Annotated in this window: 18 protein-coding genes and 1 riboswitch; of the genes, 7 read left to right on the top strand and 11 right to left on the bottom strand. The window is 65.8% G+C overall.

Features of this window, described 5'->3' with window-relative positions; all coding sequences use genetic code 11:
• Positions 1–28: 28 nt before the first annotated feature.
• The 3 genes from dnaG to dusB are packed head-to-tail and all read right to left on the bottom strand — an operon-like array spanning position 29 to position 4,465.
• A complete protein-coding gene (gene dnaG / locus AO716_RS07965) occupies positions 29–1,966 on the bottom strand; it encodes a DNA primase (RefSeq protein WP_055240395.1) in 1,938 nt (645 codons plus the stop codon).
• Between the two features lie 36 nt (positions 1,967–2,002).
• On the bottom strand, positions 2,003–3,286 hold the full coding sequence (locus tag AO716_RS07960) for a deoxyguanosinetriphosphate triphosphohydrolase (protein ID WP_055240394.1): 1,284 nt from the start codon (positions 3,284–3,286) through the stop codon (positions 2,003–2,005).
• A 6-nt stretch (positions 3,287–3,292) separates the two neighbouring features.
• The gene (gene dusB / locus AO716_RS07955; protein WP_055240393.1) at positions 3,293–4,465 is read right to left on the bottom strand and encodes a tRNA dihydrouridine synthase DusB; all 1,173 of its coding nucleotides are present in this window, start codon (positions 4,463–4,465) and stop codon (positions 3,293–3,295) included.
• A 779-nt stretch (positions 4,466–5,244) separates the two neighbouring features.
• On the opposite strand from dusB, the gene AO716_RS07950 reads away from it, so the two are divergent.
• The gene (locus AO716_RS07950; RefSeq protein WP_055240392.1) at positions 5,245–6,693 is read left to right on the top strand and encodes a short-chain fatty acid transporter; all 1,449 of its coding nucleotides are present in this window, start codon (positions 5,245–5,247) and stop codon (positions 6,691–6,693) included.
• On the opposite strand, the gene AO716_RS07945 is transcribed toward AO716_RS07950, so the two are convergent.
• Positions 6,668–8,149 carry a YibE/F family protein gene (locus AO716_RS07945; RefSeq protein ID WP_082413432.1) on the bottom strand — a complete coding sequence of 494 codons (1,482 nt, stop codon included), beginning with the start codon at positions 8,147–8,149 and terminating at the stop codon, positions 6,668–6,670. The genes AO716_RS07950 and AO716_RS07945 overlap by 26 nt on opposite strands.
• A 154-nt stretch (positions 8,150–8,303) precedes the next feature.
• On the opposite strand from AO716_RS07945, the gene AO716_RS07940 reads away from it, so the two are divergent.
• Genes AO716_RS07940 through AO716_RS07930 form a run of 3 tightly spaced genes read left to right on the top strand, consistent with a single transcriptional unit; the run spans position 8,304 to position 11,710 of the window.
• Complete coding sequence (locus AO716_RS07940) at positions 8,304–8,984, top strand: ATP-binding cassette domain-containing protein (RefSeq protein ID WP_055240391.1); 681 nt, start codon at positions 8,304–8,306, stop codon at positions 8,982–8,984.
• Positions 8,984–11,107 (top strand): YhgE/Pip family protein, encoded by a 2,124-nt coding sequence (locus tag AO716_RS07935; RefSeq protein ID WP_055240390.1) that lies wholly within the window; start codon positions 8,984–8,986, stop codon positions 11,105–11,107. The genes AO716_RS07940 and AO716_RS07935 overlap by 1 nt, the downstream gene beginning before the upstream one ends.
• Positions 11,108–11,146: 39 nt before the next feature.
• On the top strand, positions 11,147–11,710 hold the full coding sequence (locus AO716_RS07930; RefSeq protein ID WP_055240389.1) for a TetR/AcrR family transcriptional regulator: 564 nt from the start codon (positions 11,147–11,149) through the stop codon (positions 11,708–11,710).
• Positions 11,711–11,785: 75 nt separating this feature from the next.
• Here AO716_RS07930 and AO716_RS07925 read toward each other — a convergent pair whose 3' ends face one another.
• The 3 genes from AO716_RS07925 to AO716_RS07915 all read right to left on the bottom strand — a co-directional run bounded on the left by AO716_RS07925 (position 11,786) and on the right by AO716_RS07915 (position 15,233).
• Complete coding sequence (locus tag AO716_RS07925; protein WP_055240388.1) at positions 11,786–12,691, bottom strand: GNAT family N-acetyltransferase; 906 nt, start codon at positions 12,689–12,691, stop codon at positions 11,786–11,788.
• Positions 12,691–14,079, bottom strand: coding sequence for a glycine--tRNA ligase (locus AO716_RS07920; RefSeq protein ID WP_055240387.1), 1,389 nt, complete (start codon positions 14,077–14,079; stop codon positions 12,691–12,693). Before AO716_RS07920 ends, AO716_RS07925 begins: the two co-directional genes overlap by 1 nt.
• 155 nt (positions 14,080–14,234) lie before the next feature.
• Positions 14,235–15,233, bottom strand: coding sequence for a DMT family transporter (locus AO716_RS07915; RefSeq protein WP_055240386.1), 999 nt, complete (start codon positions 15,231–15,233; stop codon positions 14,235–14,237).
• Positions 15,234–15,366: 133 nt separating this feature from the next.
• On the opposite strand from AO716_RS07915, the gene AO716_RS07910 reads away from it, so the two are divergent.
• Positions 15,367–15,597, top strand: a complete 231-nt coding sequence (locus AO716_RS07910) for an RNA-binding S4 domain-containing protein (protein WP_055240385.1) — start codon at positions 15,367–15,369, stop codon at positions 15,595–15,597.
• A gap of 4 nt (positions 15,598–15,601) precedes the next feature.
• Here the strand turns inward: AO716_RS07910 and AO716_RS07905 are convergent, their stop codons facing one another.
• Entirely contained in the window at positions 15,602–16,255 is a 654-nt protein-coding gene (locus AO716_RS07905) for an alpha/beta hydrolase (protein WP_055240384.1), read from the bottom strand.
• 112 nt (positions 16,256–16,367) lie between these two features.
• Here AO716_RS07905 and AO716_RS07900 point away from each other — a divergent pair, with 112 nt between their 5' ends.
• On the top strand, positions 16,368–17,240 hold the full coding sequence (locus tag AO716_RS07900; protein WP_055242021.1) for an SGNH/GDSL hydrolase family protein: 873 nt from the start codon (positions 16,368–16,370) through the stop codon (positions 17,238–17,240).
• On the opposite strand, the gene AO716_RS07895 is transcribed toward AO716_RS07900, so the two are convergent.
• Genes AO716_RS07895 through AO716_RS07885 form a run of 3 tightly spaced genes read right to left on the bottom strand, consistent with a single transcriptional unit; the run spans position 17,237 to position 20,264 of the window.
• Positions 17,237–17,791, bottom strand: a complete 555-nt coding sequence (locus AO716_RS07895; RefSeq protein WP_082413431.1) for a DUF3995 domain-containing protein — start codon at positions 17,789–17,791, stop codon at positions 17,237–17,239. The genes AO716_RS07900 and AO716_RS07895 overlap by 4 nt on opposite strands.
• A 23-nt stretch (positions 17,792–17,814) precedes the next feature.
• Positions 17,815–18,951 carry a homoserine O-acetyltransferase MetX gene (gene metX / locus AO716_RS07890; protein ID WP_055240383.1) on the bottom strand — a complete coding sequence of 379 codons (1,137 nt, stop codon included), beginning with the start codon at positions 18,949–18,951 and terminating at the stop codon, positions 17,815–17,817.
• Positions 18,948–20,264 carry a bifunctional o-acetylhomoserine/o-acetylserine sulfhydrylase gene (locus tag AO716_RS07885; protein WP_055240382.1) on the bottom strand — a complete coding sequence of 439 codons (1,317 nt, stop codon included), beginning with the start codon at positions 20,262–20,264 and terminating at the stop codon, positions 18,948–18,950. Before AO716_RS07885 ends, metX begins: the two co-directional genes overlap by 4 nt.
• Positions 20,265–20,329: 65 nt before the next feature.
• Positions 20,330–20,446: riboswitch (SAM riboswitch) on the bottom strand.
• A gap of 124 nt (positions 20,447–20,570) precedes the next feature.
• Here AO716_RS07885 and AO716_RS07880 point away from each other — a divergent pair.
• The gene (locus tag AO716_RS07880) at positions 20,571–21,212 is read left to right on the top strand and encodes a VOC family protein (protein WP_055240381.1); all 642 of its coding nucleotides are present in this window, start codon (positions 20,571–20,573) and stop codon (positions 21,210–21,212) included.
• The last annotated feature ends 563 nt before the right edge of the window (positions 21,213–21,775 follow it).

Here is a 21,775-nt window from a genome sequence, read left to right as displayed (position 1 = left end):
CGAAGCGCCTAGAAACGAAATCCGGACTTCACTGCATCTCGCGCAGGGCCCGGCGCTGCATTTCCAGCTCCATCAGCTCACGGTTCAGCTGCTGGAACAGGGCCGGATCCGCGTTTGGATCAAGCCGCTGCAGCTGTCCCAGTTTCTCTGCCTTCAGGTGCGTGACCTGCAGTTCGAACAGCCGGTTGAGGATGTCACGGCAGTAAAGCGCCAGTGCATCAGCGTCCCGTGCAGGGATGGGTGTCACGGCAAGTTCGCTCACGAACCCGCGCAGTGCGTCCGGCAGCTCCTGGCGGACCTGTTCCACCCAGGCAGCAGCTGAACCGGGTACATCCCCGGCTGCACGGACGGCGTTATGGACGGCAACGTAGGCCGGAACGGTGAACCGGGCGGCCTTGAACCGTTCCCACTGGCCGGCGTCCAGGAGCCCGGGCTGCTGCAGGACAACTTCCAGGGCCTGGCGTTCCATGCGTGCGGCCGGATCGTTGGGGTCTGGCCGGGTGAAAGCCTGGTGCGCCGGATCTTCAGCCGGAGGCGTGTGGGTGCTGCGGTCCCGCGCGGTCTCCTGGCCGCCGTGCTGGGAGCGCTGGTTGTGCTGATTGTGCTGGCTGTTGGGGTCGCGGGATTCCCGCTGCCGCTTGGCGGCGGCATTGACTGCCCGCAGGACGTCGTCCACTTCGCTGCCCAACCAGCCCGCAAGTTCACGGGCGTATGCCGGACGCATCGCCGAATCGCGGATTTCAGCGACTACGGGAGCGGCTGCCCGCAGGGCGGAGATCCGGCCTTCGACGGTGTTGAGGTCGAACTTGGCCAGGGTGGAGCGGATCGCGAACTCAAAGAGCGGGCGGCGGGAACGAATCAGTTCCGCCACGGCGGCGTCGCCCTTCTGCTGCCGGATGTCACACGGGTCCATGCCGTTGGGGTCCACGGCCACAAAGGTCTGCGCGTTGAAGCGCTGGTCTTCCTCAAACGCACGGAGCGCTGCCTTCTGGCCGGCGGCGTCGCCGTCGAAGGTAAAGATGACCTCTCCCCCGGTGCCGTCATCGGAGAGCAGCCGGCGGGCGATCTTGATGTGGTCGGTGCCGAAAGCCGTACCGCAGGTGGCGACGGCGGTGGTAATCCCGGCGAGGTGGCAGGCCATCACGTCGGTATAGCCCTCCACCACCACAAGCTGGCGGTCCTTCGCAATCGAGCGCTTCGCGAGGTCGATGCCGTAGAGCACCTGCGACTTCTTGTAGAGCGGAGTCTCCGGGGTGTTCAGGTACTTGGGGCCCTGATCATCCTCGTAGAGCTTCCGGGCACCGAAGCCGATGACGGCGCCGGTGAGGTCGCGGATAGGCCAAATGAGCCTGCCGCGGAACCGGTCATAGAACCTGGAGGCGTCCTGCCCGGTGGAGAACATGCCTGTCTGGGCCAGCTCATCCCGGGTGAAGCCGCGGCCGGTGAGGTGCTTCAGCAGCGAGTCCCAGCCCTGCGGCGCGTATCCGACGCCGAAGTGTTCGGCTGCGGCGGGGTCGAAACCGCGTTCAGCCAGGAAACCGCGGGCAGCAGCGGCGCCGGGGGTTACCAGCTGTTCGCGGAAGAACTCCGCCGCAACCTTGTGCGCATCAAGCAGCCGCTGCCGCTTGCCGACGTCTTCGCGGCGCGGGCCGGTGCCGCCGTCTTCGTAGTGCAGTTCGTAGCCGAGGCGGGCGGCGAGCTTCTCCACGGTTTCCGAGAACGTTCCGTGGTCCATCTTCTGCACGAAGGAGATGACGTCGCCGCTCTCCCCGCAGCCGAAGCAGTGGTACGTGCCGACCTGCGGCCGGACGTGGAAGGACGGTGAGCGCTCGTCGTGGAAGGGGCACAGCCCCTTGAAGGAACCAATGCCGGCGGACTTCAGCGTGACATACCCGTCCACTACCGCCTTGATGTCGGTGCGGGAACGTACTTCATCAATGTCTTCGCGTTTAATCAGGCCGGCCATGGTTCTACCTTATTCCCCGGCACCAAACCGGACCGGCTACCAGAGCGCGGGAACCGGCCCAACCAGGCGTTCGTGCAGGGCCAGGGCAGAACCGTCTGTGAGGGACGCGACCTGGTCGATGACCACGCGCAGCCGCGCGCCGTCGTCGGGCGCTTCCCGCCAGTCCGCAGCGAACATTGGTTCCAGGTGCCGGTCGCCGGTGGCGGAGAGCTGGGCAACCAGGTTGGTGAGGACCTCGCGCTGGCGTTCGTACAGCGGCTGCCGCTGGTCCGTGGTCATCACAAAAGTGGTGGCAAGGCCCTTCATCACGGCGATCTCCAGCTGCGTTTCCTCCGGGACCACCATCTCCGCGTTGTACCGGGTCAGCGGATCCGGACCATAGATGTCCCGTGTGGCGTTCAGTGCACTGGAGCAGAACCGGCCGATCAGCTGGCTGGTCATGTCCTTCAGCGCCGCCATCGCGCGGCGGCTGCCGTCGGCTTCGCGCACCCAGACCGCTTCGGCTTCCAGCCGGGCCAGTGCAGCGTCAACGGCAGCAGTCCCTGCGGTGGGTACGTACCACTGCTGGGTATAGCCGATCACGCGTGCGCGCTGGTCGGGATTGTCCAGCCACTTGAGCTGGACGTGCCCGGCAACAATTGCGTCCTCGACGTCGTGGACGGAGTAAGAAATGTCATCCGCCAGGTCCATGACCTGGGCTTCGAGGCAGGAACGCCCGGGAGGGGCCCCGTCGCGGAGCCAGGTGAACACCGGCAGGTCATCCTCATAGACGCCGAACTTGGTGGTGCGGTGCCCATTCACCAGCGGGGCGTCGACGGCGGACCACGGGTACTTGCAGGATGCGTCCAGGCTGGCACGGGTCAGGTTCAACCCTGCCGGGGAGCCGTCCGGCGCAATGATCTTGGGTTCCAGGCGCGTGAGCAGGCGCAGGGTCTGGGCATTGCCCTCAAACCCGCCGATCGCGTGGGCAATGTCGTTCAGTGCAGTTTCACCGTTGTGGCCAAAAGGCGGGTGCCCCAGGTCGTGGGAAAGGCAGGCGGCGTCCACGACGTCCGGATCGCAGCCCAGGGCGTTGCCGAGCTCGCGGCCCACCTGGGCTACCTCCAGGCTGTGGGTCAGCCGGGTGCGGACAAAGTCGTCCGTGTCCGGTGCCACCACCTGGGTCTTGGCTCCCAGCCGCCGGAGCGCCGAGGAGTGCAGTACCCGGGCACGGTCACGGCCAAACTGGGTCCGGTGCGTGCTCTTGGCCGGCTCGGTCACCCAGCGCGCCAGGTCGACATCGGTGTAGCCGGCGGTACGGAAAACCTGCGGGAGGGTCATTGGTTCTTAGCCACCTGATACGTCGAGTTCGGCTGCCGCAATGATGGCTTTCTGGGCGGGGTTGAGCTCCCGGCCGTCCAGCCAGCCTTCCGGCAGGGCTGTCTTCTTGGGTGTGCCGGCCCGGCCGCGGGGGCCTTCGGCATCCGCACCCGGGTAGGGTGCCGTGGGATCAAGCTCCGCCAGGAGCCCCCGCAGGACTTCAAGGGAAGGCACAGTGGCCAGCTTAGCCCGCAGCTCTCCCCCCACGACGTAGCCCTTGAAGTACCAGGCCATGTGCTTGCGGATGTCCCGAAGGGCAATCACTTCGTCACCGAAGGTCTCCACCAGCAGTTCGGCGTGGCGGTAGACGCTGTCTGCGACTTCCTTCAGGCCCGGGCGGTGCCGTTCAGCGCTTCCTTCGAAGGCAGCCTGCAGGTCGGCGAAGAGCCAGGGGCGGCCCTGGCAGCCGCGGCCGATGACGACGCCGTCAACACCGGTCTGCTCCACCATCGCGATGGCGTCCTCAGCGGACCAGATGTCACCGTTGCCCAGCACGGGTACGTCCGGGAGGGATTCGCGCAGTTCGGCGATGGCGTTCCAGTCGGCCTTGCCGGAGTAGAACTGTGAGGCGGTGCGGCCGTGCAGCGTGACTGCGGCAACTCCTGCATCCCGGGCAATCTTTCCGGCTTCACGGAACGTGAGGTGGTCCTCGTCAATGCCCTTGCGCATCTTGATCGTCAGCGGGACGCCGCCCTTGGACGCCTCCCGGACGGCGGTCTGGACAATCGCAGTGAACAGGTCCAGCTTCCAGGGCAGGGCCGAGCCGCCGCCCTTACGGGTGACCTTGGGAACGGGGCAGCCGAAGTTCAGGTCAATGTGGTCGGCACGGTCTTCCTCCACCAGGATCCGGATGGCGGCACCAACGGTAACCGGGTCAACGCCGTAGAGCTGGACGGAGCGGATGGACTCGTCATCGTCGTGCTCGATGATTCGCATCGATTCCGGCGAGCGCTCCACCAGGGCACGCGAAGTAACCATTTCGGTCACGTAGAGCCCGCCGCCGTACTCACGGCACAGCCGTCGGAACGCCTTGTTGGTGATCCCCGCCATCGGCGCCAGGATCACCGGCGTATCAACGGTCAGCCGGCCGAGTTTCAGCGGCGGCAGTTCAAGCCTGGTCTTAGTCGTTGCAACGCTCACCTTCCTATTCTCGCAAGCGGGTGCAAATCCTGCTGACCTTTGCCGCAGGCTGTTGGTGCCGAGCGCAGGGTTGGTCCCGGGTCGGAGCGGATTCCGGCCTGGTCCAGCGCCTTGCGTCCCGGCTTTGGCGGCCCGCCTGGCAGGGTGCCTGTCCGTTTGGAGCCCGGCCGGCCCGGGGCCCTGCCGGTCTGCTGTCCGCTTACTCCGGTGCCCCGCCTATCCGGAGCCCAGCCTTGCCTGAATGTCCGTTTGCCCCGGTCCCCGGTTGCTCCGGTGCCCGGTTGCTCCGTTTCGGGACATTCCTGCGTTAGGGGCAGCCGGGGGAAGGGGTTTTCCTGCACTTTGGGACTTTCCCGCCGTATCGGGACACCTCAGGGAGCCGTATTCCTCCGTTTTGGGACTTTCCTGCCGCTTGGAGACTTTCCTGCGCGGCGCGGCGGCAGGATTGTCCCTCCGCGGCAGGATTGTCCCTTCGTGGACGATTTGTCCCAAAACGCAGGATCGCTGGGTCCAGGAACACCGCACCCCCGAACGCCGCATTCAGCAACGCTGCGTCCCGCATGCGGCCAATCGCGGCCAATCACGGCCAATCACGCGCCAATAATGCACGACGCCGGCACGACCGTTTCCGGGTTCCCGGCCCGGGTTCGGGGCCGGGGTATTGACTGTCCGCCGGAGCCCTTTCTACGGTGCAGGAGGCCTGCCGGCCCCTCCGGGACTGGCAGGCCTCCCGGCTTCAACGCCGCAGCCGGGAAGCACCGAGAAGATGGAGTCTCACCATGCCAACGGCCACAGAGCGGTCTGCCGGTTCCGAGAAAGGGCTCGCCAGGGTTGCCCAGGCACTGGCCCGCTGGACGGAAAAGTGGTTTCCCGACGCCTACATCTTCGCGCTCGGCGGTGTGGTGCTTATTGGGCTGGCAGCACTGCTGAACGGTTCCTCGCCGCAGGCGGTGGTGGATTCGTTCGGAGACGGTTTCTGGGACCTGACCGCGTTTACGCTGCAGATGTCCATGGTGGTCCTGACCGGCTATGTCGTGGCCACATCTCCCCCGGTGGCGCGGCTGATCGCCTGGCTCGCCCGGATACCCCAGGCGCCTGCCACCGCCGTGAGCTTCGTAGCGTTCCTCTCCATGTCAGTCTCCGTACTGAACTGGGGACTCAGCATCGTCTTCGGCGGACTCCTGGCCAGGGCCATCGCGCGCCGCAGGGACCTGCACGTCGACTACCGTGCGCTCGGCGCCGCAGCGTTTATGGGCCTGGGCGCCGTCTGGGCACTTGGCCTGTCTTCCTCTGCCGCCCAGCTCCAGGCCACGGCCGCCTCCCTTCCGCCGGCACTGCTGCAAATCACTGGAGTCCTCGACTTCGGCAAGACCATCTTCACCTGGCAGTCGATGCTGACCTGCGTTCTTTTGATCGCACTGACTACGGTGATCGCCCACTTCTCTGCTCCCCGCGGCAGTGCCATCCGAACAGCCGAGGATCTGGGCATTGACCTCAATGACCAGCCCGAACCTGCGTCGAAGCGGCAGCGCCCCGGGGAGTGGCTGGAGTACTCCGCGATCCTTCCTGCGCTGATTGGTCTGCTGACGGCCGGATGGGTGGTATCTTCCTTCGCTACCAAGCCATTCCTGAGTGTCATTTCCAGCCTGAACGCCTATCTGCTGGTTTTCCTGGTGCTCGGCCTCGTGCTGCACCGCACACCGCGCAACTTCCTCCAGGCAGTCACCAAAGCTGTTCCCGCCACGGCTGGAATCCTGGTGCAGTTCCCGCTCTACGCGTCAATGGCCGCCATCCTCACCGAGGCCGAGGGCGCCGGCGGCCTGACTCTCTCCGAGCACCTGGCCGGTTTCTTCACCGACGTCGGCTCCGGCGGCGCCTTTGCCGTGGTCATTGCGGTCTACACAGTGATCCTGGGGATCTTCGTTCCCTCCGGCGGCGGCAAGTGGCTGGTGGAAGCACCGTACGTGATGCAGTCAGCCACGGACGTGGACATGAACCTGGGCTGGACCGTGCAGATCTACAACATCTCCGAGGCCCTGCCGAACCTGATCAACCCATTCTTCATGCTGCCCCTGCTCGCCGTACTGAAGCTGCGGGCACGGGACCTGGTGGGGTTCACGTTCCTGCAGTTCATTCTTCACCTGCCGGTGGTGCTGCTGCTGGTCTGGCTGCTCGGCATGACCTTCACCTTCGAGCCGCCGGTCATTCCCGAGCCGGCAGCTCAGTAGCCGGTCCGGCGACACCTGCGGTTCCCGGGACATCAGCGGGGCCGGGGACAGCAGCCGGTCCGGAGACAGCAACGGGTCCGCGGCCGGAAGCACGCTGCGCCCGGGCAAGGCGCCGGGCACCGCGCCGGGTGCCGGCGTCGTCGTGGGCTCCACCGGAGACAACGGCGTCGTCGCCGTCCACAGAAACGGCGGCGTCGGCCACTCCCCCGGCCCCTTCCCCTTCGGCTTCCGGGGAACGGGAGATGCCCACTGCCTTGACCACCAGGACCGCGACGGCGGTGGTCACCGGGATGGCCAGCACGAGGCCGATCGAACCGACCAGTGTTCGGATGACTTCCTCGGCCAGCTCGCCGCTGGTAAGGGTCTCTGCCAGCGTGCGGTCGTAGAGGGACACCAGGATCAGGACCGGGAGCGCAGCACCGGCGTAGGCGAAGGCGATGGTGTACACCGTGGAGGCGATGTGGTCCCGGCCCACTCGCATGGCGCCGGCGAACAGCCGTTTGGCAGAGGCACCGGGAGCGAGTTCGTACATTTCCCAGACCGCCGAGGACTGGGTGATGGTCACGTCGTTGAGCACACCCAGTCCGGAGATTATGAGCCCGCACAGGATGATCCCGGAGATGGAGAGTTCGTCGGACGCGTTGATCAGTGCGTAGGCGTTCTCATTGTCGACGCCGACCAGGTGTGCGGCATCCGTGGCCCACGCTGCCAGCCCGGCGGTGATGGCGAGGCCAAAGAGCGTGCCGAGCAGCGCCGTCGAGGTCCTGGCACTGAAACCGTGGGCGAAATACAGCACCCCGATCATGATCACGCTCGATCCGACCAGTCCCAGCAGCAGCGGCGGTTTGCCCTCCACCAGTCCGGGGAGGATGAACCCGGCCAGCACGGCATAGGCGCCGCCAAGTCCAATGAGGGCGCGCAGTCCTCGCCAGCGCGCGACGGCGATGACAACGCCGGCGTACAGCACGGCCAGGGCCGCGATGGGAACGCTCCGGACGAAATCCATAAAGATGTAGGGCGGCGCACCGCTGTCCACCATGACGTCTTCGAGGTTGAGGTAGCGGATGGTGTCCCCGGCCTCGATCTCATTGGTCTTGGCGATTTCCGGGGGGACTTCCACCGGGACGGCGGCACCGCCGGATGAGGGCAGCGCATACGCCACCTGGCACTGCGGGGCCTGGGCTCCCGCCTGCGTGAGGGTTGCTGCCGAAGGGCAGTCTTCCTCCAGCACCCGCTGGACCGAACCGGTGTCAATACGAACGCCGTCGGCCGTTGCATAGGGATCAGCCACAGTGACCTCGCCGGTGTCTCCGCTGGGCCACAGGGCCACCATGCCGGCGAATGCCAGCAGCCCCAGGGGTACCAGGATCCACGCCAGCAGGCGGTTCGCCCGACGCCGTGCTGCGAGCGCAGCGCGCGTGGGTGTGCCCGGAGCGGGCAGGTGACTGTGTCCCATACTGGTCCTCACTGGTTCTTGGGGTGACCGGATGGCCGGACGGGGTAGGCACCCCTATTCTCCCTATGCCGTGCGCTGATTGCCGAATCGGTAATTCACCGGCATCCAACAGGGTTAGACTGACTGGTCAGTACAAAAACAGAAAGGCACCTACGTGCAACCGCTTATCTCAGCGGAGGGGCTCAGCCTCGCCGCCGCGCGGGGCCGCGTCTACGGCCCGCTAAGTTTCACCGTGGCCGATCCACTCAGCGTGGTGTGCGGCCCCGCCGGCAGCGGCCGGACCAGCCTCCTCCTCACCCTTGCCGGACGGATGAAAGCCGGCAGCGGCTCCCTCGAGGTCCTTGGCCATGCCCTCCCCCGGGCCGCCCGCCAGGTCCAGAAAGAGACCGCGATTGCCGGGTTCCGCGACATTGATGACCTGGAGCCCGGCGTCACCGTCGGCCAGGCCCTCCGCGAGCGCCTGGCCTGGCTCGCACCGTGGTGGCAGTTCGTTCCCAAGGTTTCTGACCGCCAGGCCGCCCGGGCCTGCGGCCCCGTTTTCGGCAGCAGCACGCCGGTGCCGGCCGGGAACACCGTGATCTGGAACCTCGGAGAGGCAGAACAGTTCCTGCTGCGCATCTCCCTGGCCATGCTGTCCCGTCCCCGCGTCCTCTTCGTTGACGACATTGAACAGGTCCACAGCGAAGAGGCACGTGCCCTGGTGACGGAGCGGCTGGCGGCCCTCGCGGCAGACGGCACCGCCGTCGTCGTTGGTGCTGCGTCCCTGGAAACACGGTTGTGGAGCGGTCTCGAGATCCAGCCCTCCGCACTGCTCATCGCCGAGGAGGCGCACTGATGTTTGCTCTCTTTTCACCCGGCACCGAACTCAGCCGGTTCAGGCGGGGAACCCTGCCCAAAATCGCCGTAGTGGTGATGCTGTTCATTCCGCTGATCTACGGCGCGCTGTATCTCTGGGCCTTCGACTCCCCGGACAAGCACCTGGACGGGCTGTCGGTCGCCCTGGTCAATGAGGACAAGGGGGCAGACCGGGACGGGGAAGCCCTCAATGCCGGAGACGAACTTGAAACAAAACTGCTCGACGGCGCTGACCTGGACTGGCATTCAACGAACGCTGCCGATGCTGCCGCCGGAGTCTCCGACGGCACGTACTACCTCTCGCTGACCATCCCGGAGGATTTCTCCGCCAGCGCCGTGTCCGTGGGCACGGACAACCCGGTGGCGGCAAAACTCAAGGTCGACTACAACGACTCCAACAACTTCCTGGCCGGCGTGCTCGGCAAGCAGGCAATGGCACAGGTGCAGGCCGCTGTTTCCTCCCAGCTGGGCAATCAGGTTGCCTCCACGCTTCTTGTGGGCCTGAACGACGCCGGTTCCGGCCTCCGCGACGCCGCCGCCGGCGCCGGTGAACTGAGCGAAGGAATCGACTCCGCCGTCACCGGAGCGGGAGAGCTGACCGCAGGTCTGGGCAGCCTGGCCGACGGCACGGTTACCCTGCAGGACGGAGCCTTCAGGCTTTCTGCCGGAGCAGGCACGCTGGCAGCCGGACTGACCGACCTGTCCTCCGGCACCGCAGCCCTCTCCGCCGGAAGCAGCAACCTGTCTGCGGGGGCACAGTCCCTCTCGGCCGGCACAGCCACCCTGTCCGACGGCGCTGCCGATGTGGCCTCGGGCGCACAGACGCTGGACACCAGCCTTTCCGCGCTTTCGGGCAAACTCGGAGACGCCGTCCCGCAGGCCGGTCAGCTGAACACGGGTGCGGCCCAGGTCTCCTCCGGACTCGATCAGCTCGTCGCCGGACTGGCCGCACAGGATCCTGACAACGCACTGCTGGCCCAGCTGATGCCGCTGGCCGAGGGCGCACAGCAGGTCGCCTCCGGCACCGAATCACTGCAGGCCGGCATTGGACAGGCCGCCGACGGCGCCGGAAGGCTGGCAGCCGGCAGCTCAGACCTCGCCGCCGGAGCCGCCCAGGTCTCCGCAGGCGCACAGTCCGCAGCCGACGGCGCTGCGGCGCTGTCCGCGGGTGCGGCGGACCTCACTGCGGGCGCTTCCCAGGTGGACGACGGCGCGCAGGCAGCAGCCCGGGGCGCCGCTGAACTGAACGCGGGCGCAGCCACCCTCAGCGGAGGCACCACCGACCTGGCGGACGGAGCCGGAAAACTGGTTGACGGCGGCACCTCGCTCTCCGAGGGCGCCGGCGAACTGTCGGCAGGCAGCCACACCCTTGCCGATGCACTGGCTGACGGAGGCAGCGCCCTCCCCCAGGATGACGGCTCACTCATCGATGCCAAAGCCGCAGTAGCTGCTGATCCAGTTGAACTGGACGCCGGTTTCGCTACCCAGGCGGACAGCTTCGGCGAAGGCTTTGCGCCCTTCTTCCTGGCCCTGGCCACCTTCGTGGGCGCACTGATTACCTGGCTGCTCCTCCGCGCACTTCCCACCCGGGCACTGGCTGCCGGTGTCTCCGGATTCCGGGCAGCGGCAACCGGGCTCATCCCTGCCCTGGCCATTGGCCTGGGCCAGGTACTGATCATGATGGCCGTGATGGTCTGGGGCCTTGAGATCCATCCCGCCTACCTGCTGGGCACGGGTGCCTTCCTGTACCTGACCACCGTTGCGTTCCTGGCGCTGCAGCAAATGCTCATCATCGTGCTGGGCACAGCAGCAGGACGTGTGGTCTCGCTGGTGCTGCTGATGCTGCAGCTCAGCTCCTCCGGCGGTACGTACCCGGTGGAAACCACACCGGCCTTCTTCCAGGCCCTGCACCCGTTTATGCCCGCAACCTACGTGGTCAACGGACTTCGTGCGCTGATTACGGGCGGAGTTGATGCCCGTATGTGGATCGCCGTGGCGTTCCTGGGCATCCTTACTGCCATGTGCGTAGCGGTGAGCTCGCTGAGCGCTGGCCGGCAGCGCATGTGGACGATCAAGCGCCTGCATCCTGAGCTGCACCTCTAAGATCGAAGGGAACCACCGGAGAAACAAAGGACTCATTGCATGCCACGGGTATCAGGCACCAAACGGTCGATTCTGGATGCCGCCCTGGAGCTGGCGTCGCTGAACGGGATAACGGGCACCACCATGGAAGACGTTGCCGTGCGCGCCGGCGTCGCCAAGGGAAGCGTCTATTACAACTTCTCTTCCAAGGACAAGCTCTTTGAACAGCTGCTCCTGGACGGAGTGGGCGCTCTGGCGGAGACACTGCGGCAGGCCCGCGAGGGCAGGTCCGGTGCTCCTGCCCTGAGTTCAATGATTACCGCCATGCTCGAGGTGATTTCCGGGAACCAGCCCCTGGCCAAGCTCATCGCGGCCGAGATCTTCCGGACGGACCGGTCCTGGCAAACCCCGCTCCAGCTGGTCCGCCGGGAGGCGCTGGCCGAGTTTGTGGCAGTGATCAGGCAGACCCACCCGGAACGCCCGGATGCTGAACTGATGGCTGGCACCGTCTTTGGCGCCGTACTGGTGGGCGGCATCGAGTGGCTCGTCTTCGCTCCGGAGCGCAGCCTGGGGGAAGTGGCCGACTCGGTGCTGTTCACACTCTCCGGACAGCTGACTGCCTGAGAACACCCAAGAAACAACGACGGCGCCGGACCCCTGGGCGGGATCCGGCGCCGTCGTTGTTAAATAAAGGACGAATCAGCTGCTGACGATCAGCGTGTCCGCACCGTCCTGCCGTGCGGCGCCGGCGGCCAGGAGCGGCTCCAGGACACGAACCAGAGCTGTCATCGAGTCATCGACCTCCAGCTGCACCGGGTACTGGTAGGCGAGCATGGCCAGCAGTGAGGCCACTGCGGCTTCCGCCTCGGATTCCTCCAGCCCGGTATCCCAGCCCAGCAGCACGTCCGCCGGGGCGTCGGTGCGCTCAGAGGTGTAGCTCACGGCGAAAGCCGCGATCTTCCCGCCTTCATGCTTGGGCTTGTCCCGCAGCACCACGGCACCGGACGCGCCGGTGGCCTCCTGCAGCAGCATCTGCTGGGCACGGCCGATTCCCATGTCCGCCCGGTCCCAGTCATGGACGGCGTTGTAGAAGTCAGCGACGGCGCGGGTCAGTTCCACCGATCCGGTCGCCGCTTCTTCCAGCTGCGGACCGTGGTCCTCGAAGACGGGCAGCTTGATCTTGCCCGGTTCAACGATCACCGCGCGGGAACGCTGGATGGGCTCCATCCCGGCGGCGGCAGCAAACGCCGCACCCGGGGTATCCGGAGATACCTTGGCACGGAGCTTCGTGACGCCCGACGGCGCACTCTCGGCTTCCTTGCGCAGCATGCCCAGGAGGGTGGACCCGAGGCCGGCACGCCGGTTCTCCCGGGCTACCTCGATGTACACCCACAGCCGGTCCGGGTGCAGGCTGGTCTCGTAGACCACCCCTGCAGCCACCGGCACGCCGTCGTCCTCCGCCACGATGCAGCGGCTCCACGGCTCGTTGGCCGACGGCCGCAGGACAGAACGGAAGTGCGCGGCTTCACCGGTCTCGGGGTCGCCCCAAAGCTGGATCAGCGCCAGGTCGTCGTCCTCGCGCCATTCACGGAAGGAGATCGCCATTACGCGCCGATCAGCCGTTCGGCGAGGTAACCCTCAACCTTGTCCAGGCTCACGCGCTCCTGGGCCATGGTGTCCCGCTCGCGGACGGTTACGGCCTGGTCTTCGAGCGTGTCGAAGTCCACGGTGATGCAGAACGGGGTACCGATCTCGTCCTGGCGGCGGTAGCGGCGGCCAATGGCACCGGCGTCGTCGAAGTCGATGTTCCAGTTCCGGCGCAGCTGGGCGGCCAGTTCCTTCGCCTTCGGGGACAGGTCTTCGTTGCGGCTCAGCGGAAGCACAGCAGCCTTGACCGGGGCCAGGCGCGGATCCAGGCGCAGGACGGTGCGCTTGTCCACGCCGCCCTTCGCGTTCGGTGCCTCGTCCTCGGTGTAGGCGTCCACCAGGAACGCCATGAAGGAACGGGTCAGGCCGGCGGCGGGCTCAATGACGTACGGCGTGAAGCGCTCGTTGGTGGCCTGATTGAAGTAGCTCAGGTCAGTGCCGGAGTGCTTCGAGTGGGTGCCAAGGTCAAAGTCGGTGCGGTTGGCGATGCCTTCCAGCTCGCCCCATTCCGAGCCCTGGAAACCGAAGCGGTATTCAATGTCCGTAGTGCCCTTGGAGTAGTGGCTGAGCTTCTCCAGCGGGTGCTCGAACAGGCGCAGGTTCTCCGGGTCGATGCCCAGGTCCGTGTACCAGTTCTTCCGGGTTTCGATCCAGTACTTGTGCCATTCCTCATCCGTGCCGGGCTCGACGAAGAATTCCATCTCCATCTGCTCGAACTCGCGGGTACGGAAGATGAAGTTGCCCGGGGTGATCTCGTTGCGGAAGCTCTTGCCGATCTGGCCGATCCCGAACGGCGGCTTCTTGCGGGAGGTGGTGAGCACGTTGTTGAAGTTCACGAAGATGCCCTGGGCCGTTTCCGGACGCAGGTAGTGCATGCCTTCTTCACTGGCCACCGGGCCCAGGAAGGTCTTGAGCAGGCCGGAGAATTCCTGCGGCTCCGTCCACTGGCCCTTGGTGCCGCAGTTGGCGCAGGCGATGTCCGCCAGGCCGTTGTCCGGTGCGCGGCCCTTCTTCTCTTCGTATTCCTCTTCGAGGTGGTCAGCGCGGTAGCGCTTGTGGCAGCTCAGGCACTCAACCAGCGGGTCGGAGAAGACCTCAACGTGGCCGGAGGCTTCCCAGACGGCGCGCGGGAGGATAACCGCGGAATCCAGGCCTACGACGTCGTCGCGGCCGCGGACCATGGACTGCCACCACTGCTTCTTGATGTTTTCCTTCAGCTCGACGCCGAGGGGCCCGTAATCCCAGGCGGAACGCGAACCACCGTAGATCTCACCCGACTGGAAGACGAAGCCCCTGCGCTTAGCCAGGGAGATGATCGGATCCAGTTTGGATTTGGTCGAAGCCATGGAATGGTACCGCCGTTCTTTCTTCTCGCGCAGGCCGCTGGGTGCGGTCCGCTTCTGATCCCTTACCCGCTCAGCCTCCCGCGCGGAAGTGCGCGGGGCATGGCGGAGGGCAAAACCTATAGATACCAGCTTAAGGTCACGGCAGCGAAAGGCTGCTACCGGCGCGCTCGCGGCCGCCTGCGCCCCGTGCCGAGACGGACACCGGGCATGTTCCAGGGAAGGGTCGCGACGACAATCGCTGCCAGTGTGAGCGCGGTACCGAGCACGGTGGCGGCCACCACCACTGATCCCGGTGCCGGCACGAAGATGTCCAGCAGCAGGGAGCCGATCAGCTGCCCGCCAATGAGCCCCAGGCTGGTCAGCAGGACGCCGAGCGATTTGACCAGCATGGCGCTGACGCCAATGAAGATGCACCCCATGGGCCCGCCGAGGTAGTACCACCAGGTGTCCGGCAGGGGGTTGCCGAATCCGGCTACGGCTACCTTGATAAGCCAGAGAACCAGCAGTGCAGCGAAGCCGGACACAAAGTTCAGCAGAGTCGCGGTGATGGGTGTGCCGTAGTGCATCCCCGTGGTGCCGTTCATGGCCTGCTGGAAACTCATGGCCATGCCGGCGCTCAGCGGCAGCAGCACGGCCAGGAGCCAGTCCCCCGTTCCGCCGGTATCGGTGAGCTTTGGGCTGACGGCCCACGCGACGGCGGCGATTGTCAGGACCGCGCCGACCACCCGCATAAGGGTGAGCGTCTTTTTACCGCCGGGACCAATACCCATCCGGTCCACCACCAGCCCGGTGAGGGTCTGGCCGGCGACCGTGGCGACGGTGAACACCGCGACGCCAAGCAGGGCAATGGTCATGGTCTGGGTCAGCACGAACCAGGCGCCGATCACGCCAGCCACAATGTAGACCCGCGGGAACCGCCGTTCACGCAGGGCGGGCAGGATCTGTGCGAAGCCCGCCCGGCCCCTTGGCAGCACAGCGCTGACCAGGATCATCACGGCCAGGCCCACGCCGAAACTCACCAGTGCCGCAGCAAGGGAATCATCCAGTGCGGTGCCCAGCGCTCCGTTGATCCGGGACTGGGCAGGGATGGCTATCCCCGCGGCAAGGGCAACTGGAAGTCCGACGGCGGCAGGAAGGCGGGCAGGCTGGGACACCGTCTCACAGTACAACCGGGCACGCATTCTTCCTCAAACCTGTCCGCTGCCGTGCCGCCCTGACCGGCACCCGGGTGCGGCAGGCACCCGGGCCTGTGCCGGCGTCGTGCGCTTTGTCCGGCAGAATAGTCCCATGAGCTCAACCGAATCCCAGGACCTGCCCATCCGCGATGACATGATCCGCCTTGGCCAGGCACTGAAACTTGCCAACCTTGCCGAGGACGGCATTGAGGCCAAGGAACTGATCGAGAACGGGATGGTGAAGGTCAATGGCGAGATCGAGGAACGCCGCGGCCGGCAGCTCCACTCCGGCGACACCATCGAGGTGAACAGCCAGGCCATCCGGATCGTCTCAGGCGGCTGACTCCTTACCGGGAGCCGAGGACCGTGTGTGTAAGGAACTCGCGCACGTGTCCGAGTTCCTGCATGTTGATGCCGTGGCCCATGCCGGCGTAAAGCACCTTCGTGAGCTTGGTGTGGCCGTTCAGCCAGGCGTGGGTGTACTCGATGCGCTCGGCGTCAATGACCGGGTCGGCCTGGTCCCGGCCCCAGAAGAACGGCACTTTCAGGGCGGCAAGTTCCTCGTCATGGAAGAACCCGTTGCCTTCGGCCGGCACTACAAACCCTGAAAGACCAACGACGGCGGCGAACTCTTCGGGGCGGTGCCGCAGCAGCGTGCTGGCCACCGCCATGCCCATGGAGAATCCCAGCAGGGACACACTGCTGTGCTGTTCCCGCATTCCGTCCAGCCAGTCGGAGACGTCCTGGACAGCCGAAACCACACGGTCCACGGAGTAGTCCGGCTCGTGCATCAGCGGGAACCAGGAATAGCCCGGCCCCAATGCCTGCGGCGCACGGACGGAAGCGATGGTGAATTCCTCCGGCAGGTGCCCCGCCAGGCCCATAAGGTCTTCCTCGTTGGCCAGGTAGCCGTGGAAAAGGACCAGCAGCGGGGTCCCTGCCCGCTCCTCCTCGGGCTTTGAAAACAGCACAACAGGGTTCCAGGGAGAGATTTCAGTCATAAATGCCATTCTGGCATGCAGTCCGGGCAACCTACGGTCGCGTAGCCAGGCGCTGACCGGCAAGTATGGTCTGGTGACCGAAAATGTGCAGCCAGTCCCCACCGAGCAACCGATTCCTGAGCCCGCAGGGCACCCCTCGCCTCAGGCTCATCCGTTCAACCGGTACGTCGCGATCGGGGACTCTTTTACGGAAGGGATCGGCGACCCGAGCCCGGAGAGTCCCGGAGGGAACCGCGGCTGGGCCGACCGGCTGGCGGAGGAACTCGCAGCCGGCCATCCCGACTTCGCTTACGCCAACCTCGCCATCCGCGGACGGCTGCTCAACCAGATTGTTGCCGAACAGCTTCAGCCGGCCATCGATTTGAAGCCGGATCTGGTGACCATCTGCGCCGGCGGCAACGACGTCATCCGTCCCGGAGGGGACCCGGACCGGCTCGCCGAAACCATGGACTCCACCATCGCCCGGCTGCGGGAAACCGGAGCCACCGTAGTGCTTTTCACCGGCCCTGACATTGGCGCCACGCCAGTTCTGGGAAGCGTCCGCGGCCGCGTCGCCATCTACAACGAGAACCTCCGTACGGTTGCCGTCCGGCACGACGCCGTCATTGCTGACATGTGGGCGCTGCGGGAGCTGGGTGATCCGCAGATGTGGGCTCCCGACCGGCTGCATTTCTCTCCCCTGGGGCACCAGACCATCGCCGCGATGGTGCTGGAGACGCTGGGCGTGCCGCACACGCTGGAACCTGCCCGGGTCAAGGAGCTGCCGCCCAAGAAGTGGCGGACGGCGCGTTCCGAAGACCTGGTCTGGGCCCGCGAGTACCTGGTCCCATGGGTGGTGCGCCGGGTGCGCCGCCGCTCTTCAGGGGACGGCATTTCCCCCAAGCGCCCGGACGCGGGACCGTTCTTTGGCACCCGGATGCCGCAGGGCTCCTCCGAGGCCGCCGGCACTGAAGCTGCGGGGGCAGCGCCGGCCAGCCAGGACTAGCCTGCTCCGGGGTTCTCATGGGCCGGGCCTGCGTGCCCCGGGCCGGGCCGCTGCGGGTGCCGCCTCGATAGCCACAAGTAGGCCAGCAGTGAAGCTCCCCAGGCCAGGAACAGCGGGTCCCACAGTAAGGCGTGGCCTCTCAGCCCCTCGATATCGGCGTTGGGCCCTGCCGGGATCCAGCCTGCCAGCACTGCCGAGGCGGCTGCCGTGTTCACCCCGCCGTAGAGAATCAGTCCGGCTCCACCTGCCCAGCTCAGGGCACGGACGAGGCGAGGAAAGGGAAACCTGCCGTACGCGGCGGCCAGTGGAATAACTGCTGCCGCGGCCTTGGACAGTGCGGCTGCGCCCAGCACCAGCGCGGACTGCGCCGGGGTTTCTTCGGCAGCCTGCACGGCGAACCGTCCCACCGTAGCCAGCAGCCACTCCCCGCCCACGGCCCAGTACACACTGAACCCCGCGTGGACGAGCCCCAGGATGCAGGCTGCCCACAGGAAGCTGACGCCGTGCCGGCTTCCGGCCGGGGCCGGCCGGGTCCGTGCCGTACCGTTCATCCACTTATGGTGCGGCGCAGTTCCTAGGCGAAGAAGTCCTGCTCCAAAACTTCCCTGAGCTGCAGCACATCAGTTAGGAATCCGTCATGGCCGATCGGGGCGCTGATGAGGTGCACGCTGTTATCCCCGGGCAGTGCCGCCGCCAGTTCAAAGGACTGCTCGGGGAAATACAGCCGGTCCGAATCCACCGCAGCTACCAGGAACTGTGACTCAGTAGCCGCGAGCGCTTCGGTAAGGCTGCCGCGCCCGCGGGCGACGTCGTGGCTCATCAGCGCCTCGGTGAGGATGACGTAGCTGTTCGCGTCGAACCGGCTGGCCAGCTTCTGACCCTGATGATCCAGATAGCTCTCCACCTGGTAACGCCCGCGTTCCGCCGGCAGTGCCGCCCCCAGCGGGTCCTCCCCCGGCTGCGGCGTCCTCCCGAAGCGGTACTGCAGCTCGGCCTCGGAGCGGTAGGTGATGTGCGCAATCCGCCGGGCCAGGCCCAGTCCGGCCAGCGGGGCACGGCCGTTGTAGTAGTCCCCGCCGTTGTAATCCGGGTCCAGCCGGATGGCTGCCACCTGGGCCTGGGCAAAGGCAATCTGCTCACCGGTGCTTGCCGCCGTCGCGGCTATCACTGCGCACCGGGCCACCCGCTCCGGCTCCGTGACGGCCCATTCAAGTGCCCGTGCACCGCCCAGGGATCCTCCCAGGACCGTATGCCAGCGGCGGATTCCCAACTGGTCGGCCAGGCGCGCTTCGGCGTGCACGGAATCCCGGATTGTCACGAACGGGAAGCGGGATCCCCACGGAAGTCCTTCCGGGTCCGCCGACGCCGGGCCCGTGGACCCGTAGCAGCCGCCGACCATGTTGATGGAGACAACGTAGAACCTGTTGGTGTCGATGGTCCTGCCCGGGCCCACCAGCCCGTCCCACCAGCCGGGCTCGTCCGTGCTGCCCTGCGCTACGTGGGTGCTGCCGGTCAGGGCATGCGGAATCAGGACGGCGTTGGACGCGTCACTGTTCAGCGTCCCCCAGGTCTCGTAGCCAAGGACCACGTCCGGGAGCACCCCTCCCGTTTCCAGTTCAAGGTCACCGATTGGGGCATACTGCAGCACCCCGTCGAGTGTGCGGACGGAGTGCTGCGGTGCCGGCGGATAGGTGGTCACGCTGTACTTCATGCTCCCTTGGCTGCGCGGAAACCGGCGTCGAGGTCCGCGATGATGTCATCAATGTGCTCAAGTCCCACCGAGAGACGCACCAGTCCAGGGCTCACGCCCGCTGCTGCCTGCGCCTCGGCGCCAAGCTGGCTGTGAGTGGTCGACGCCGGGTGGATCACCAGGGAGCGCACGTCTCCCACGTTCGCCACGTGGGAGTGCAGCTCCAGCGCATCGACGAAGCGTTTACCGGCTTCCACACCTCCCTCGATCTCGAAGGACACGATCGCTCCGGTTCCGCGGGGGCCGTATTTCCGGCCGCGTTCGTACCACGGGCTCGACTCAAGGCCTGCGTACGCAACTGAGATGACGTCGTCGTGCGCTTCCAGCCACTGTGCGACGGCGGCGGCGTTTTCAACGTGCCGCTCCATGCGCAGGCTCAGCGTTTCCAGGCCCTGTGCCAGGAGGAAGGCGTTGAACGGGGACAGCGCGGAGCCAAGATCCCGCAGCAGCTGCACGCGTGCCTTGAGGATGTAGGCCAGGTTCGCGCCCAGCACGCCGTTGGCCCCAAGATCGCGGGCGTAAACCAGGCCGTTGTAGCTCTCGTCCGGGGTGTTGAAGCCTGGGAACTTCTCCGGATCCGCACCGAAGTCGAAGTTGCCCGAGTCCACAATTGCGCCGGCGATTACCGTGCCGTGCCCGCCCAGGTACTTGGTCGCCGAATGCACCACGATGTCCGCTCCCCATTCGATGGGCCGGATGAGGTACGGCGTGGACAGGGTGCTGTCCACGATCAGCGGGATACCTGCCTCATGCGCGACGGCGGAGATCCCCTCAATGTCCAGCACGTCCTGGCGGGGGTTGGAAACAACTTCCCCGAAGAACGCCTTGGTGTTGGGACGGGCCGCTTCCCGCCACTGGTCCAGGTTGTCCGGGTTGGCGACGAAGGTGACGTCGATTCCGAACTTCTTGAACGTGTGCTTGAAGAGGTTGTAGGTGCCGCCGTAGAGGCTGGGGCTGGCCACAACGTGGTCCCCGGCCTGCGCCAGGTTGAGGATCGCGTAGGTTTCGGCCGCCTGGCCCGAGGCGAGGAGGAGCGCTCCGAGTCCGCCTTCCAGGGACGCGATACGGTTCTCCACCGCTTCCTGGGTGGGGTTGCCAATCCGGGTGTAGATCGGTTCCAGCTCAGCCAGTGCGAACCGGTTTGCTGCCGCTTCGGCGCTGGGAAAGACGAAGGAGGAGGTTTGGTAGATGGGCAGGGCGCGCGCGCCGGTAACGGCGTCGGGCTCTTGACCTGCATGGATCTGGCGGGTTTCGAAGGACCAGTTGGCAGACATTGTGCTCCCTTTATGACCAGGGGCCCCACCGGGTGTGGTTCGGAGTACACCGAAGCGACACGTGTGGCCCGCGCTTGCCGGTACGCCTGTTTGCGTACGGCCAGGTCTTCACCCGGGGCACCCCACCGCGGTTGGAGGGTTGCCGGCCAGCAAGCCGGGGCTATCTGCTGGCACTCATGACCTGTACCCATAGAACCAACCCCCCAGCAGTTGCGCAACCCATATGACGCAGCATGAAAAAGACGTGTTACCCGGCTTAGGCTTGCCTTAGTCGAGACACAGGTCACAACGTGCCAAGATGTTCGCATGCGCCTGGATCACGTCTCTTATGCCTGCGAATCCGACGGCCTGCTGGCCACCACGGAACGCATTGCTGCTGCCCTTCAAACCGACTTCGTCAAGGGCGGGGTGCACCCGCGCTTTGGCACCCGCAACATGATCATTCCCCTTGCCAACCACCAGTACCTTGAGGTTGTTGAGGTACTGAACCATCCGGCCTCGGACAAGGCTCCGTTTGGGCAGGCCGTGCGCGCACGCTCTGAAGCCGGCGGCGGCTGGATGGGCTGGTGTGTTGCCGTGGAAGACCTGGCTCCCTTCGAAGAACGCCTTGGCCGCTCTTCCGTTCCGGGCAACCGCAAGTTCCCCGACGGCCAGGAACTTACCTGGCGCCAGATCGGCATCAACGGACTGATTGCAGACCCGCAGGTTCCGTATATGCTCCGCTGGGATGAGGATAAGGCCGACCTGCATCCGTCCCGTGCCTTCGCTGGAACCGTCTCCCTTGAGTCGCTCACGATCGCCGGCTCTGCCGAACGTGTGACCGAGTGGCTGGGTATGCCGGTTGAGAAGCCGCTGGAATCCGTGGACGTCACCTGGGTCTCCCCCAAGGGCACCCCGGGCATCATGTCTGTCACCTTCGCTACGGAGAAGGGTCTCGTCGAGATCTAGTTCTGGGTTGATTCGCTCCGGTTTGTGACAATCGCTCCGGTACGCCGGGGACGATTTTTCCCAAACTGGAGCGTTTTCAGCATGGGTGAGGTGCTTGCCGATTTCTCTCCGCTTCGGGACATCCCTGCGATTTTGGGACACCCCTGGCACAATTTCGCTCCGCTTCGGGACAACTCTGCCTGTTTGGGACAACCCTGCGCAGCGCCGCGGCAGGAAAGTCCCAAACTGGCGGGCAAGTCCCAATGTGGAGGGTTTTCGATGCGAGACCGTTTCGTGGATGCAGCCCGCAATCCCCCGAATTCGAGGACCCCTCAACACACAGCCGGTCTACGGTCTCCCCGAACTGTTTCAGAGTGCCGGGCATTGGGACGTATTTTCCGCGGGTTTTCCGTGCAAAAAGACGTTCTTCCGTTCTGAGGCTTTAGCCTGCCGTTTCGACTCAACGGTCATCAAATACCCGCTGCCTTGTGACTTCCCGACTGTTTCGGGCTCAGCGGCCAGCAAATACCCTCCGCTTTGAGACTTTCTCGCTGGTTCAGACATGACATGCAAGCAGATCCCTG

It is taken from the genome of Arthrobacter sp. Edens01 (genome assembly GCF_001307035.1).
In the GTDB taxonomy this organism is placed as follows: Bacteria; Actinomycetota; Actinomycetes; order Actinomycetales; family Micrococcaceae; genus Arthrobacter_B.
The sequence above is the reverse complement of the archived record's forward strand: the minus strand, read 5'-3'. Positions and strand labels throughout refer to the sequence as shown.

Bases quoted from the DNA above. Each gene is read 5' to 3' on its own strand.
- dnaG (WP_055240395.1), bottom strand. From the start codon at position 1,966: ATGGCCGGCCTGATTAAACGCGAAGACATTGATGAAGTACGTTCCCGC.
- AO716_RS07960 (WP_055240394.1), bottom strand. From the start codon at position 3,286: ATGACCCTCCCGCAGGTTTTCCGTACCGCCGGCTACACCGATGTCGAC.
- AO716_RS07950 (WP_055240392.1), top strand. From the start codon at position 5,245: ATGCCAACGGCCACAGAGCGGTCTGCCGGTTCCGAGAAAGGGCTCGCC.
- AO716_RS07945 (WP_082413432.1), bottom strand. From the start codon at position 8,149: ATGGGACACAGTCACCTGCCCGCTCCGGGCACACCCACGCGCGCTGCG.
- AO716_RS07935 (WP_055240390.1), top strand. From the start codon at position 8,984: ATGTTTGCTCTCTTTTCACCCGGCACCGAACTCAGCCGGTTCAGGCGG.
- AO716_RS07930 (WP_055240389.1), top strand. From the start codon at position 11,147: ATGCCACGGGTATCAGGCACCAAACGGTCGATTCTGGATGCCGCCCTG.
- AO716_RS07925 (WP_055240388.1), bottom strand. From the start codon at position 12,691: ATGGCGATCTCCTTCCGTGAATGGCGCGAGGACGACGACCTGGCGCTG.
- AO716_RS07920 (WP_055240387.1), bottom strand. From the start codon at position 14,079: ATGGCTTCGACCAAATCCAAACTGGATCCGATCATCTCCCTGGCTAAG.
- AO716_RS07910 (WP_055240385.1), top strand. From the start codon at position 15,367: ATGAGCTCAACCGAATCCCAGGACCTGCCCATCCGCGATGACATGATC.
- AO716_RS07905 (WP_055240384.1), bottom strand. From the start codon at position 16,255: ATGACTGAAATCTCTCCCTGGAACCCTGTTGTGCTGTTTTCAAAGCCC.
- AO716_RS07895 (WP_082413431.1), bottom strand. From the start codon at position 17,791: ATGAACGGTACGGCACGGACCCGGCCGGCCCCGGCCGGAAGCCGGCAC.
- metX (WP_055240383.1), bottom strand. From the start codon at position 18,951: ATGAAGTACAGCGTGACCACCTATCCGCCGGCACCGCAGCACTCCGTC.
- AO716_RS07885 (WP_055240382.1), bottom strand. From the start codon at position 20,264: ATGTCTGCCAACTGGTCCTTCGAAACCCGCCAGATCCATGCAGGTCAA.
- AO716_RS07880 (WP_055240381.1), top strand. From the start codon at position 20,571: ATGCGCCTGGATCACGTCTCTTATGCCTGCGAATCCGACGGCCTGCTG.